Raw genomic sequence first — 14,696 nt, forward strand, 5'->3', positions numbered from 1 at the left:
AGAAACACTGTGAATATATACAGTGATCGACCGACTTTCAAGCCCCCGGTGACAGCAGATGTCAGCCGCGCCATGACCGGCGTGTCAGACCGCCGCCGCGATCGTCTCCCGCAGCCATCGATGCGCCGGATCGCGATGCATGCGCTCGTGCCACAGCATCGACATTTCATAGCCGGGCACCTCGACCGGGGCGTCCACCACGCGCAGCGCGGGCACGTCGCGCACCAGCCGTTCGGGCACCATCGCGACGAGATCGGTACTCGCGACGGCCGACATCACGAACAGAAAGTGCGGCACCGACAGCACGACGCGCCGGGCGGCGCCGACCTTCGCGAGCGCTTCGTCCGTCACGCCGAAGAAGCCGCCGCCGTCGGGCGACACGATCACGTGTTCGAGCGAGCCGAACTGCGCGAGCGTGGGGCGCCGCCTCAGCTTCGGATGGCCGGCACGGCCGATCAGGACGTAACGCTCGACGAACAGCGGCAGGCGCCGCATGCCGGGCGGCGAGCCTTCGGTCGTGTGAAAAGCCAGGTCGATGCCGTTTCGTTCGGCATCCTGCTCGATGCGCGGCGGCACGAGCTCGACGACGGCGAGCCGCGTGGCGGGCGCGGTCGAGCGCAGCGTGTGCAGCGCGGGCAGCACGATCGTCGATTCGCCGTAGTCGGTCGCGGCCACGCGCCACGTGTTCGTCGCGGTTGCAGGGTCGAACGGCGTGGCCGGAACCACGGCCCGCTCGACGGCCTCGAGCGCCTCCCGCAACGGCTCGCGCAGCGCTTCCGCGCGCGCGGTCGGCCGCATCCCGCGGGGCCCCGGCAGCAGCAGCGGATCGCCGAACACGTCGCGCAGTTTTTGCAGCTGGACGCTGACCGACGGTTGCGACATGTTCAGTTTCTCGGCCGCCCGCGTGACGTTGTGCTCGGCGAGCAGCACGTCGAGCGTGACGAGCAGGTTCAGATCGAGCCTTCTGAGATTATTCATCGCTATACCTGGGATATCAGGAATTCATTTCAAATATACCGTTGAAGGCGGCATCCTGCAGTCATTCAATCCACGGAGTGACGAACATGAATGTGCTGATCGTGTATGCCCATCCCGAGCCGCGCTCGCTGAACGGCGCGCTGCGCGACTTCGCCATCGCGCACCTCGAAGCGGCCGGCCACACGGTGCAAGTGACCGACCTGTATGCGATGAACTGGAAGGCGACGCTCGATGCGCACGACATGACCGGCCGTGCACCCGACGATCGCTTCGATCCGGCGCTCGATTCGAAGCGCGCGTTCGAGACGGGCACACAGCGCGACGACATCGCGCGCGAACAGGGCAAGCTGAAGTGGGCGGACGCGGTGATTCTGCAGTTTCCGCTGTGGTGGTTCTCGATGCCGGCGATCATGAAGGGCTGGTTCGAGCGCGTGTACGCGTACGGGTTTGCTTATGGTGTCGGCGAGCATTCCGACACGCATTGGGGCGATCGCTACGGCGAAGGGTCGCTCGCCGGCAAGCGGGCGATGGTGATCGTCACGACGGGCGGGTGGGAACCGCACTACAGCCCGCGCGGTATCAACGGGCCGATCGACGACCTGCTGTTCCCGATCCAGCACGGCATGCTGTATTACCCGGGGTTCGACGTGCTGCCGCCGTTCGTGATCTATCGGACGGGCAAGATGAACGCGGCGCGCTTCGACGAAACGCGCGCGGCGCTCGGCCGGCGTCTCGACGATCTGTGGACCACGCAGCCGATTCCGTTTCGCCGGCAGAACGCGGGCGATTACGAGATTCCGGCACTGACGCTGAAGGACGGGATCGCGCCGGGGAAGGTTGGATTTAGTGCGCATCTGGCGCACGAGGGTTGATCGTGCGCGATCACGATGGGTCGATGCGCCGGACGACGTGCAGGCGGCCCGGCGGCTCGAAGTAGGTGCCGAAGCGTACGAGCCCGGCGTTCTTCAGATGGCAGGTCATCTCGAAGCTGACGAGAATGCCGGGATCGCGGTTGTCGACGATCGCGACGTCGATCGCGCGAATGCGCGGTTCGTATTTCAACAGCGTCGCCTCCATCTGCTGCTTGAGTAGATGCGCGGACGCGGGCAATGCCTTGTAGATGTTCGTCAGGTCGGGCAGCCCGTAGTCGGGTAGATGCTTGAGCGCGCCGGCTCGCGTATTGAGAATACGGCGGACGTTCTGCTGGACGCTCAGGCATTCAAGCGTGCGATCGTCGTAGGCGCCGATCGGTTCGCCGCCGATCTGGCCGAGCAGCATGTCGTACAGCGACGGGCCGGCGGTCATTGTCGGCTCCATCGTTCGGTGCCGTCGTCGGCGGCCGTCGGCGCATCGACGAAATCGATCGTCAACGTGCCTTCGGCAGTCGCGGACAACGAGATCTGCCGTGGCGCGATGCCCGATGCCATCCGCGCAAGCAATTCGCGGGACACGACGGGCAGCACGCGCTGGTTCAGGAATGCATCGACGCTGCGTGCGCCCGATTCCCGCGATACGCAGTGCCGCGCGATCGAGTCGATCAGATCGTCCGCACACGTCAGTGTCACGCCGTGTTGCCGGAGCAGGCGCGCTGCGATCGTGTCTAGTTTGATGCGCACGATCGACGCGAGCGCCGCGGCATCGAGCGGCCGATAGACGAGCGTCTGGAACCGCGCGAGCAGTGCCGGCTGGAAATGCGCGACCAGTCGAGCGTGAATGACTTCCCGCAATACCGCCTGCGTGATCGATGCGTCCTCAGCCGTCGCATCGTCGATTTGCGCACTGCCGAGATTGGACGTCATCACGATCACGCAGTGGCGGAAATCGATCTCGCGCCCTTCGCCGTCGCGCATCGTGCCCCGGTCGAATACCTGATAGAAGATGTCGAGCACATCGCGATGCGCCTTTTCGACCTCGTCCAGCAGCACCACGCTGTACGGCCGCTGACGCACGGCTTCGGTCAGCACGCCGCCGCGCCCGTAGCCGACGTAGCCGGGCGGCGAGCCCTTGAGTTGCGACACGGTATGCGCTTCCTGGTACTCCGACAGGTTGATGGTCGTCAGCGCGGCGTCGCCGCCGAACAACAGGTCGGCCAGCGCTCGCGCGGTTTCGGTCTTGCCGACGCCGGACGGCCCGGCCAGCAGGAACACGCCGAGCGGTGCGTGTTCGCTCTTCAGGCCGGCCTTGGCGGTGCGCAGACTCTCGGCCAATGCCGCGATCGCATCGTCTTGTGCGACCACGCGCGTCGCCAGCGTCGCTTCGAGGGCGAGCAGGTTGCGCAGTTCGTCCTCGACGAGGTTGCCGACCGGTACGCCGGTCCATTCGGCGACGACGCGCGCGATGGACGGCGCGTCGACGTCGGCGGCAATCATCGGCGACTTGCGTTGAACGGCCGACAACGCATCGAGCGCATCCGACACGGCTGCCGGATCGACCGCTTGATTCGTTGCGTCGCGAAGGGCATGCACGATGCCGACGAGTTCGCGTTCCCGCGTGTACTGATCCAGCAGCCTGTCGGCGGCGCCGCGCGCGGTGTCGTGTTCCGTGTCGATCGACGCACGCCGTTCGGCGACAGCGGCGATCCCGGCGTGGCGGTCCGCGTCCAGCGCGGCGCGCTCCAGTTCGAGCGCCGCCAGCGTCGCACGCGCCTGCTGCAGTTCCGCGGGCGGCACGTCGAGCGACATGCGCACGCGTGCGGCGGCCGTGTCGATCAGGTCGACGGCCTTGTCCGGCAACTGTCGCGCGGGAATATAGCGGCGCGACAACCGCACGGCCGCGACGATCGCTTCGTCGCGGATATGCACGCCGTGATGCTTCGCAAAGCGGCTCGCGAGCCCGCGCAACATCAGGCAGGCGGTGTCGTCGTCCGGTTCGTCGACCTTGATGACCTGGAAGCGCCGTTCGAGTGCGGCGTCGCGCTCGAAATACTGCTTGTACTCGGCCCACGTGGTGGCCGCGATCGTGCGCAATTCCCCGCGCGCGAGTGCCGGCTTGAGCAGGTTGGCCGCATCGGCGCCGCCCGCCGCGTTGCCCGCGCCGATCAACGTATGGGCTTCGTCGATGAACAGCAGGATCGGTGTTTCGGACGCGCGCACTTCGTCGATCACGTTCTTCAGCCGTTGCTCGAATTCGCCCTTGACGCCCGCGCCGGCCTGCAACAAGCCGAGATCGAGTGTCAGGATGCGCGTGTCGCGGATCGTTTCCGGCACGCTGCCTTCCACCACACGCAGCGCGAGCCCTTCGACGACCGCGGTCTTGCCGACGCCTGGTTCGCCGACCAGGATCGGATTGTTCTTGCGGCGGCGCGCGAGTACGTCGATCATCTGCCGGATCTCGCGGTCGCGGCCGAATACCGGGTCGATCTCGCCTCCGCGTGCCTTTTCGGTCAGATCGAGCGCGAAACGGGCGAGCGCATCGCCGTCGATCGCGCGCGCCGGCACGTGCGGCGCATGCGGGGCCGCGTTGCCGGTGGGGGTCGATGCCGCCGTCCCGGCGCCGCGCTGACTGCCGGCCGGGTTGGTCTCCCGCATCGATACCGTTTCGTCGCGCGCGTTTTCACACGAGCGCCGCCCGAGCCGGGGCAGCACACGCCTGATCTGCGTACTCGAAACCGACAGCAGCGGCCATGCCCGCTGGGTGCGCAGCACATGCGGTGCGTCGACGATCGCCTGTAGCAGATGCCCGGAGCGAATGGCGCCGTCGCGGTCGTCGGATACCGCCTGCGCCCATGCGTCCTCGATCACCGTGGCGAGCTGCCGTGACAACGCCGGCACGCCGCGCAGCGTACGCGGCATGCGGTCGATCACGTCGATCATCGCATCCCAGACGGCATCGATGTCGAGATCGTAGTGACGCAGGATCGCCGGAATATCGCCGTCGTCCGCCTCGATCAGCTTCAGCACCCAGTGCTCGACCGCGATTTCGTCGGCGAGCCGGGTCTGACAAAGGCTTGCAGCGGCTTCGAGCGCACGCGTGCAATGAGGATTGAGACGGCGAATGAGATGGGAAGCGTCCCGGAGCGGCGGCGTCATGTCGGTAGCGGATCAGGAGAGGGAGAGGGCGCGCATCCGTCGATGCGCATGCGAACCGGCGGAATCCGGTGCGCGCACGCACCGGATTCCCCCGGCCGGTCAACACGTCAGGAACGTTCGTTCCACGTGTCCTTGTGGATGATGTTGCCGTCCTTGTACGACCACGTGATCGTCTCGTAGCGCAGTTCCACGTCTTCGAGATGGTTGTGCTTCTCGTAGTCGGGGTTCTTGATGTCGAGCATCTTCGGCTTCACCGCGACGATCTTCACGTTGTCGAGCTTCGTATTGAAGTATTCCTTCTCCTTGCCCGCGTCGTCGATCCGATACCATTTGATCTCGACCGACTTCAGCGTCTGGCCGCTCGTCACGGCCTTGTACAGGTACGGCGTCGACGCGTCCGTTTCCTTCGTCAGCATGATCGGCTTGTGCACGCGCGTGCCGGTGAGCTTGCCCGTATTGCCGTCGGTCGGGATGTGCACGCCGTGGTCGAACGCGACCAGTTCGACGCTGCCCTCGCGATCCTGGACGGTTACCGAGCCCTTGATGTCCGCGCCACCGTCGTCCTTGAGCCACATGTAGGCCGGAATTGCCATTTGTTCACTCCTTCTTTTCGTACTGCGAATCGCCGGAACGGCGTTCCGGCGCTGACAAGCCCGAGGCGTCGCCCCGGGACCCAAAAATGTTGCGTATTACCGCGCGGCGCTCGTCGGGACGGCCGGCGGCGTATCGGGAACGAGCGTGATTTCGACCCGACGATTCCTCGCTCGCCCCTGCGGTGTCGCGTTGTCCGCGACCGGCCGTGTATCGCCGTAGCCCTGGATCGCGAACTGCGTCGGCGGGATGCCCGATGCATCGACGAGCCAGTCGCGCACGGCCGACGCACGATCGATCGACAGCTTGAGGTTCCGATCGGGCCGACCCCGATCGTCCGTGTAACCGGCGACGAGCACGCGCTTGCCCGGATGAGCCTTGATGAGGTCGAGCGCATCGACCATCGCGCGCGTGGTGCCGGCCTTGAGCCGCGCGTTGCCGCTGTCGAACAACGACATGCTGTCCAGCGTGACGACGGCGGGCGGCGGCGGGGGCGGTTCGTAAGAGGCGATCGCGTCGTCGAGAAGCGGCAGTAGCTGCGCACCGCGATAGGTGCCGAACGACAGCCGCAGCGGAACGCCGACGCGGGCGTATCGGTCGAGTTGATCGCGGTCCGCTGCAAGAGACAGCAGCGCGTCGCGCTTCGCGGCGTCCTGCGTGACGGGGATGTGGTTGTAGCGCTCCAGATGCGCGCCGACGCGGGCCATCAGCGCTTCATTGTTCCGGGCGGCTGCGCAAATGGCGACGACCGCCGCGCACGCGACGATCGCAATCGCATGCGCGACTGCGGCGACGCGCGGCGATCGCCACGCGCGGCGCGGCATCGTATCGATCAGCGGTTGCGGAAAGGGCCACGGGAGCGGCGACGCCGGCAATGCGGCCGGCGTGATACCCGTCAGCGCGCGCACTTCGCGTTCCCATGGTTTGCCTGGGCCGGACGCCGGGCCGTGATCGATCCAGCCGGCGCCGAGCAGCGGCCACGGCGACGCGGGCTGACGTCGGTCCGTCAGCGTGTCGAACACGAGACGGCGGGTCCATCCGACGATCGATGCGATTCCGGCGGCGCGGGCCGAGAGGGCCGGATTTGCGTCGCCATGGAGTGCGTCCGACTCGGCCGCCGCGATTGCGGTGTCGAAGCCGTGCAGATTCGCGATGGCCGAGCCGGTCGACATGCCGTACCACTGCGCCGCCGATGCGCCGGCGGCAGCCTTCGTCGCCACGCTCGCATCCGACAGTCGCTGATAGACGGCGACGTAGCCCGGCAGCGACGTGCCCAGCATGCGACACGCATCGGCGACGGCCTGCCGGATCACGCGCAGGTTCTGCGACAACGTATCGTCGCTCGCATGGAGGCCGGGCGCGACCGAGAGCACGACGCAATCGGGTGCATGGCCGTCTCGCCACTGACGGACGGCGACGGCAAGCCGGGCGAGATCCTGCGGGCGATCGGCGCGCAGCCAGATTGCGCCGTCGCCCACGTGAACGAAACGTGCGCGCGCCGTATCGCGATCGAACAAGGCGGACAGGCCGTCGCCGGTGACGAGCGCGAGCGGCATTTTCGTGCGCAGTGCGACGGGCAGGTCGGCGGTCGCCGCGCCGAGTTGCGCAAGCACGTGCACGTTCCGTTCGCGGGCACGTGTCAGCCGGCGCGAATGCAGCCAGACGACGAGCGCGGAGAACGCAACGACGCTCGCCGTCAATCCCCACATGACGCCGCGATCGACGGCCAAAACCCATCCGATGATAGCCAGCGCGAGCGTCGCGGATAGCGTGACGATCGTGCGCAGCGGATAGCCGAGACCCGACAGCGCCGCGTTTGCGGCATCGGATTCGACGTGGGTCGCCGCCCGTGGGAGAGGGGTATCCGACGTCACGGCCGCTTCACTGTCTGGACGAGTTGCGCCAGTTCCGCGTCGAGAATGCGATCCCACGCGAACCATGCGAGTATCGCGATCACGCAGGCCGTTCCGGCGATCGCCCATGGCGACAGATGCCTGAGCCGGTCGATCAGTCGCGTGTTCGAACGATCGGTGACGAACCCCGGCCGCACAGCCGGCCGCAATTGATCGATTTGCGCGACCAGCGCGGCCAGCAATGCCAGGCGTGTTGCCTCGCCCTCGTGGGCGTCCGCCGACGAGCCCGCGCGAGCGGCGTAGCGGCCGCGGAATCCCAGACCGAAAATGGCCGCATAGCATTCGAGCAGATCGACGTTCGGCGCGGGTTCGCGCATCCGGTACTCGAGCCGCTCGTAAATGCGCGTGCCTGCGTCGTGCGTGCCGAACCGGTCGACCTGCAGCGGCCTGGACTCCCAGTTCGCCTTGTCGGCGGCGGGCAGATGCCGCAGCGCGGTTTCATCGATCAGCGCGCATTGCGCGACGAGCAAATCGTCCCGTATGTCGGCGGCGACCCCCTGTGCATCGAGTGCCGTCGCCAACTGCGCGACGAGCCGGGCGCACTGCTGACGCAGCCCTTCCGGGTTGTCGACCTCGCCGCCGCTCGACAGCTGCGCGACGAGCAGTGCCGTATCGCGCAGCAGCGCACGCATCGAAGGCCCGGCCGCGTGGCTGGACGATGGCTCCCGCGCCAGCAACGCGGAATCGTGACGTGTGGAGACGATGGCGTTCATCAGCGCAGCACCGCGTAGAGTTCGATCGATGCGTCGGGAACCGACGCCGGCAGATAGATCTGGCAAGCGCGCGCGGCCAGCATTCGCGCATGGGCGGCGTCGTGCGCATCCAGCGCGAAATAATGGTTGTCCAGCCGCACCGGAATGGCGCCCGGCACGCGCTGCACGGCCTTGAGCGGAATCCCCGCCACCGCGGAATTGACGATGTGCTCGACGTCGTCCGGCGCACCGATCTTGCACAGGCGCGGGAACTGTTCGACGAGCTCGAACGCCGGTAGCGCCGCATTGACGGACAGGTACCAGTCCGCCGCGCCCTCGACGATCCGCTCGTCAAGGAACCGGCCGGCCCAGGTGGTCGGCGTTGTGTGCGATAGCCCGATCGACACGACCCGCGACGGGATGATCGCGTCGAGCAGATCGCGGATCAACGCCTCGAGCGTCGCGAACACCTCGTGTGCGCCGGCATGATCGTAAGGCGGGATGTCGGTCAGCGACACGTGTGTCGAGAAAGTGCTCAACGAGCCTGCCAATTGCGCGAGCACTTGGTACAGGCGATCCGTGGGCTGCGCGGGATGCGACGCGAGGAAGCGCAGTTGCGGCCACGCCTGATGAATGCAGTGCAGGAGCCAGAAGAGCTGGACGTCGGCGACGCCGTATTCGGCAACCTGTTCGATCCGTTCGCTGCGGCGCGCGCCGAGGAGCGCGCTCTTGGCGGCGAGGATATCCGCGAGCCGCCGGATGCGTTCGATATGCAGCGGATGACCCGACAGCGACAGACAGGGCGGTACATATTCGCGATCGATCTGGAACTGGCCGCTCGTCGTGCGCGTCAGGCGAGCGATTGCGCATGCAGTGTCGTCTGCGTGCGATTCGTGGCCGAACAGCAAGCGGACGGCGTGGCGCTCGGCTGCGATTTCGGCTTCGCCCGCGCCGTTCAGGTCCACCACCTTCACGAACTCCCGATACGCGCGACGCGGACGGGCCAACGCCGTCTCGTCGAAACGGCAGTTGCCGCCGTTCGCATCGGGCAGCGCGAGTGCGGCGAGCACGTCGACGGTCTGGGTATCGGCGGGAATTTCGCGGCCGAGGTCACGCGCGGGCGGCAGTGCGTCGGCGATGGTCGTGTCGATCGGCGTGCCGTCCGGAAAGCGTAGCCGAAGCCGCGTGAGCTTCAGACGGCCGGACGCCAGTGCTTCTTCGTCGACATCGACGTTCAGCGTTCCCCACGGCGACGCGGCGACCGCCGACGCCAGTTGTTGCAGCGCGAACCCGTTCCAGCGGTCCTGCTGCTGGAAATGCTGCTGCGTGAGAATCAGCCCTTCATGCCAGAGCGGCTTTTCGATCCGCATGGTGTAGTCAATATCGATCAGAAGTTATGAGGCGCCGATTCTAACCATCATTTGCCGATTTCGTCACTCCGTCATCGGGTAATTTGTTGACGAATGTGTCATTTATATCGAGATAAGAGTGGGGTTGATTTTGAGATTGTGGTGTGAATTGTTTTTGTGATCTACGGGAATTTGTGTGCGCTGATTTATCGAGATTTTTGCGAGTGTCGTTTGCTTAATTTCGTTATAAATATCAATGAGTTGTGGTGAGCATTCAGTTATTTGAGATTGATTTTGGTGTAGTTCATGTCTGCCTCGGGCGAGGGGGTGATATAGGACGAGTATTAATTGATCCGTTTCTCGTTAGGTCGGATGTGATTTTTGATTTCTGTCTGTTTACTTTTCATGAAATTGCATGATATTTTCTGCCGTCTGAATCGGCACGTCATGCCGCGAATATCCGATTCGGTCGTGCGTCAATACGGGTTGCGATTTTCTACAAAAGTGACGTGAACGACGGTGCACTCGTGGTCCGGGGTGCATATCGCGGAATCTTCAAGCTTTCTGAGATAAGGAGAACGAATTGGATAGCTTTCAGCGAGAGATCCCGAAGAGCCGGGTGTCGATCACTCTCGACTTGCATACGGGCGGCGCGCAGAAGAAGGTCGAGCTGCCCCTGAAGCTGTTGGTGGCGGGCGACTTCAGCGCCGGCCGCGAGCAGGCGCCGCTTGCCGAGCGCAAGAAGGTGAACATCGACAAGAACAATTTCGATGCCGTGCTGGCCGACTACGCGCCGGATCTCAAGATTGCCGCGAACAACACGCTGGCCGGCGACGGTTCCGAGTTGCCCGTCAACCTGTCGTTCCGGTCGATCAAGGATTTCGAACCCGAGCAGGTGGCGCGCCAGATTCCCGAGCTTCAGGCGCTCCTCGCGATGCGCAACCTGCTGCGCGACCTGAAATCGAATTTGCTCGACAACGGGACGTTCCGTCGCGAGTTCGAGAAGGTGCTGAAGGACGACCGCCTGTCCGCGAAGCTGCGCGGCGAGCTCGCGCAGATCGCGACCGCCGCGACGCAGCCTGAAGGGCATGCGTGAGCGACGCCGGGCAAAACGCGCGTTCAGCGCATTCCGCAACTTCGTAGCCATTCGATCGCAGACAGGATCCGAGATGAAACCCACTGAAACGCAGCAGGCCGGCGCGACCGAGACCGTCGTGCTGGACGCCCCGCATGGGGATATCGACAGCGTCTATGCGTCGCTGTGCAGCAAGATCAACCTGAAGCCCATTAGCGAGGCGCGCCCGCTCGAGGCGTTCCGCGACAACGACATGCTGTCCGAGGCGTCGGCCGACGAGCGCATCGCGCGCGGGATGGGCGCGTTCCTCGAACTCGTCGCGAACGCGCGCCAGCCGGTGGACCGGCTCGACAAATCGCTGCTCGACTTCCACATTGGCCAGATCGACCGGCAAATCAGCCGCCAGCTCGACGCCGTGATGCACACGCCGGAATTCCAGGCGCTCGAAGCACGCTGGCGGGGCCTGAAGATGCTCGTGAGCCGCACCGATTTCCGCAAGAACGCGCGCATCGAGGTGCTCGACGTATCGAAGGACGCGCTGCAGCGCGACTTCGAGGACACGCCGGAACTGATCCAGAGCGGCCTGTATCGCCTCACCTACATCGAGGAATACGACACGCCGGGCGGCCAGCCGATCAGCGCGATGATCAGCGACTTCGAGTTCGCGAATTCGCCGATGGACGTTGCGCTGCTGCGCAATATTTCGAAGGTCGCGGCTGCCGCGCACATGCCGTTCATCGGCTCGGTCGGGCCGGCGTTCTTCGGCAAGCGGTCGATGGAGGAAGTGGCGGCGATCCAGGACATCGGCAACTACTTCGATCGCGCCGAATACATCAAGTGGAAGAGCTTCCGCGATACCGACGATGCGCGTTACGTCGGCCTGACGATGCCGCGCGTGCTCGGCCGCTTGCCGTACGGCAAGGACACGGCGCCGGTGCGGGCGTTCAACTATGAGGAGGCCGTCAAGGGCCCCGATCACGACAAGTACCTGTGGATGAACGCGTCGTTCGCGTTCGCGGCGAACATGGTGCGCAGCTTCGTGAGCAATGGATGGTGCGTGCAGATTCGCGGGCCGCAGGCGGGCGGCAAGGTCGAGGATCTGCCGGTTCACCTGTACGACCTCGGCACCGGCTACCAGCCGAAGATCCCGACCGAAGTGCTGATCCCGGAGACGCGCGAATTCGAATTCGCGAATCTCGGCTTCATCCCGCTGTCGTTCTACAAGAACCACGACTTCGCGTGCTTCTTCTCCGCGAACTCGGCGCAGAAGCCGGCGCTGTACGAAACCAAGGAAGCGACCGCGAACAGCCGCATCAACGCACGGCTGCCGTACATCTTCCTGTTGTCTCGCATCGCGCACTACCTGAAGCTGATCCAGCGCGAAAACATCGGCACGACCAAGGATCGCCGGCTGCTTGAACTCGAACTGAACAACTGGATCAAGGGGCTCGTCACCGAGATGAAGGATCCGGGCGACGAGTTGCAGGCGTCGCATCCGCTGCGCGAGGCGAAGGTCACGGTCGAGGATATCGAGGACAACCCGGGCTTCTTCCGGATCAAGCTGTTCATCGTCCCGCACTTCCAGGTCGAAGGCATGGACATCGGGCTGTCGCTCGTGTCGCAGATGCCGAAGGCCAAGAACTGATCCGACGTGTGATGGCGAACCGCCGGGGTGACGATGATTGCCCCGGCGGCACCGCCTGTTTGCGCAACCGAGAGAGTCGATGTCGATGATTTTGCCTACGCAGGCTTATGAATTGAAGCTGGCGCCGCATCCGGCGCCGTTCTCGATCCTGAAGTTCACGGGGCTGGACCGCGTGAGCCAGCTTTATCGGTACGAGATCGAATTCACAAGCCCCGTGGCCGGGATTCCGATGGACCAGGTGCTGGGCCGGCCGGCGAAGTTCGTTGCGGATCCGATCGACCCGGACATGGATTACTTGCGAAAGATGTTCGGGGAGAACGCGGCTCGGTTCAGTACGAAGCCGGCGGCGTATACGGTTCATGGTGTGATCACGCAATTCGACGAGCTTGAGACTTCGGCGGACGAAACGCGTTACCGCGTCGTGCTGGAACCGACGCTCGCGGATCTCGATCGCGGCGTGACCAGCCGCTTGTTTCAGAAGCAGTCGGTCGAGGAGATCGTGACCGACACGCTTCGGCACTACGGTTATCGCGCGGGGGTGGATTTTCAGTTCCAGTTGCGCGGGCAGTACAAGCGCCGTGAATACGTGACGCAGTATCACGAGACTACGTTCGCGTTCATCCGGCGCATGTGTGCGGAAGAGGGGATCTGGTTTCGCTGGGAGCAGAAGAAGGATCGCGCGGTGGTGGTGTTCGGCGACGATCTCGATGCGTATGCGCGCAAGCAGCGCACGGTGCCGTATCGGCGTGATTCGGGGCTGGAGAGTGTCGGTGCGGATGCGATCAAGACGCTCGGGCGCGAGATGAAGCGCGTGCCGGAGGCCGTGCGACTGCATGACTACAACCATCGACAGGCCGGGGTGTCGCTGCTGGTTGAGGAAAACACGGCACGCGACGACAAGACGACGAACGCCGTCGATTATCGCTGGGGCGAGCATTACGAGACGCCCGAAGAGGGCAAGCGGGTGGCGCGGTTGCGGCACGAGGCCTATCTGGCCGGGCAGATCACCTTCAAGGGAACGGGTAATCCGTTCTGGCTCGAAGCCGGCGAGGTGATGCGCGTCGAGCCGAAGCCGGCCGATGCGAAGCATGGTGTGTTCGTGACGTCGGTCGAGTCGCACGGCGGGCGTAACGAATCGTACTGGGTGGCGTTCGAGGGGATTCCGTCGGATCGCGTGTGGCGCACGTCGATGGCCTCGATTTCGCGGCCGGTGGTCGACGGGATTCTGCCAGCGCGGATTACGTCGCCAGGCAACTACAAGTATGCGTACCTGACCGAGCAGGGCTGGTACGTGATCAAGCTGCCGTTCGATCTCGATGAATGGAGCCCGGGTGGGACGAGCCGGCCGGTGCGGTTGGCGAAGCCGTATAGCGGCGGCGATTATGGGCATCACTTTCCGTTGATCGACGGGGCGGAAGTGGCGATCGTCCATACGGACGGCGATCCGAACCGGCCGGTGATCATCGGGGCGATGCATGACAGCGCGCATCCGGATCTGGTCAACAACCTGAACCATACGCGGAACCTGATTCGGACGGCTGCGCGGAATGAGTTGCGGATGGAGGATAGGGAGGGCAACGAGCATGTCCATCTAATCACGCCGTTCCGGGCAAGCCAGCTGAATCTCGGCTTCATGGTCGACATCGATCGCAACGCGCGCGGAACGGGGGCTGAACTCGCTACCGATGGTCATGCGTCGATCCGGGCGGCAGACGGCGTGCTCGTATCGGCCGAAGCGCAACCTGGGGCGGCCGGCGAGCAGCTCGCGATGCAAAACGCGGATGCGACGTTCGCACAGGCTGAAGAAATTCTGCGCTCTCTCAATGATGCCGCGAACGCCGCAAAGGCACTACAGGCTGAGGCCAATCAGCAACGCGTACTGATCGAGCAGAAGTTGAGCCGCCTCCAGAAGCCCGTCATTGTCGCAAGCGCGCCGGAGGGTGTCGGCATCGCGAGCGGGCAGCACGTTCAGGTTGCTGCACGCAAGCAGATGTTCATTACGGCCGGCGAAGGATTGGACATCGGCGTCATGAAGCGTATCACCGCGGCGGCCGGTGAAGCGATTTCGTTCTTCGCGGCGAGGCTGGGAATTCGACTCTTCGCGGCAAAGGGCAAGGTGCAGATTCAGGCGCAAGGCGACGGCATGGAATTGATGGCGATGCAGGACGTGCACGTGTGTTCTTCGGATGGCGGAATCACGATAACCGGTCGTAAAGGCGTCACGATCGGTGATGGCTCGGGTGCCTATATCAAGCTGTCAGGCGGAAAGATCGTGCTCGGGAGTCCTGCGGGGGAAATCGAGCTGAAAGGCGACCTGACCGTCAATGACGCCGACGGCGGGAGTTTCAAGTTTCCGATGTGGTCCTCGGCGCCGCCAAAGGACGTGAAGAACACACTGAATTTCGGTTTTTCGGAGTAAGCCCGA

Annotated in this window: 11 protein-coding genes; 4 read left to right on the plus strand and 7 right to left on the minus strand. The window is 64.5% G+C overall.

The annotated features are described in order from the left end of the window. Window positions 1-84: 84 nt before the first annotated feature. On the minus strand, window positions 85-978 hold the full coding sequence (locus tag KPB06_RS24930; RefSeq protein WP_226223907.1) for a LysR family transcriptional regulator: 894 nt from the start codon (window positions 976-978) through the stop codon (window positions 85-87). A gap of 86 nt (window positions 979-1,064) precedes the next feature. Between KPB06_RS24930 and KPB06_RS24935 the strand changes: the two genes are divergently transcribed. After that, window positions 1,065-1,850, plus strand: coding sequence for an NAD(P)H-dependent oxidoreductase (locus KPB06_RS24935; protein WP_275905961.1), 786 nt, complete (start codon window positions 1,065-1,067; stop codon window positions 1,848-1,850). Window positions 1,851-1,860: 10 nt separating this feature from the next. On the opposite strand, the gene tssE is transcribed toward KPB06_RS24935, so the two are convergent. The 6 genes from tssE to tssK all read right to left on the minus strand — a co-directional run bounded on the left by tssE (window position 1,861) and on the right by tssK (window position 9,572). Next, complete coding sequence (gene tssE / locus KPB06_RS24940) at window positions 1,861-2,283, minus strand: type VI secretion system baseplate subunit TssE (protein ID WP_059575349.1); 423 nt, start codon at window positions 2,281-2,283, stop codon at window positions 1,861-1,863. Then, a complete protein-coding gene (gene tssH / locus KPB06_RS24945; RefSeq protein WP_275905960.1) occupies window positions 2,280-5,006 on the minus strand; it encodes a type VI secretion system ATPase TssH in 2,727 nt (908 codons plus the stop codon). The genes tssE and tssH overlap by 4 nt, the downstream gene beginning before the upstream one ends. 107 nt (window positions 5,007-5,113) lie before the next feature. Next, entirely contained in the window at window positions 5,114-5,599 is a 486-nt protein-coding gene (locus KPB06_RS24950) for an Hcp family type VI secretion system effector (protein WP_059575329.1), read from the minus strand. 96 nt (window positions 5,600-5,695) lie between these two features. Next, the gene (locus tag KPB06_RS24955) at window positions 5,696-7,471 is read right to left on the minus strand and encodes an OmpA family protein (RefSeq protein WP_226094225.1); all 1,776 of its coding nucleotides are present in this window, start codon (window positions 7,469-7,471) and stop codon (window positions 5,696-5,698) included. Then, window positions 7,468-8,223, minus strand: a complete 756-nt coding sequence (locus KPB06_RS24960; RefSeq protein WP_179231797.1) for a DotU family type IV/VI secretion system protein — start codon at window positions 8,221-8,223, stop codon at window positions 7,468-7,470. The genes KPB06_RS24955 and KPB06_RS24960 overlap by 4 nt, the downstream gene beginning before the upstream one ends. Continuing rightward, complete coding sequence (tssK, locus tag KPB06_RS24965) at window positions 8,223-9,572, minus strand: type VI secretion system baseplate subunit TssK (protein ID WP_089465443.1); 1,350 nt, start codon at window positions 9,570-9,572, stop codon at window positions 8,223-8,225. The genes KPB06_RS24960 and tssK overlap by 1 nt, the downstream gene beginning before the upstream one ends. Window positions 9,573-10,134: 562 nt before the next feature. On the opposite strand from tssK, the gene tssB reads away from it, so the two are divergent. The 3 genes from tssB to KPB06_RS24980 all read left to right on the plus strand — a co-directional run bounded on the left by tssB (window position 10,135) and on the right by KPB06_RS24980 (window position 14,690). Beyond that, window positions 10,135-10,647, plus strand: coding sequence for a type VI secretion system contractile sheath small subunit (tssB, locus tag KPB06_RS24970; protein WP_059575337.1), 513 nt, complete (start codon window positions 10,135-10,137; stop codon window positions 10,645-10,647). Between the two features lie 73 nt (window positions 10,648-10,720). After that, window positions 10,721-12,271, plus strand: coding sequence for a type VI secretion system contractile sheath large subunit (gene tssC, locus KPB06_RS24975; RefSeq protein ID WP_059575339.1), 1,551 nt, complete (start codon window positions 10,721-10,723; stop codon window positions 12,269-12,271). Between the two features lie 79 nt (window positions 12,272-12,350). Further along, window positions 12,351-14,690, plus strand: coding sequence for a type VI secretion system Vgr family protein (locus KPB06_RS24980; RefSeq protein ID WP_059575341.1), 2,340 nt, complete (start codon window positions 12,351-12,353; stop codon window positions 14,688-14,690). Window positions 14,691-14,696: the final 6 nt, after the last annotated feature.

This window comes from Burkholderia semiarida (assembly GCF_029268935.1).
Classification (GTDB): Bacteria; Pseudomonadota; Gammaproteobacteria; order Burkholderiales; family Burkholderiaceae; genus Burkholderia; species Burkholderia semiarida.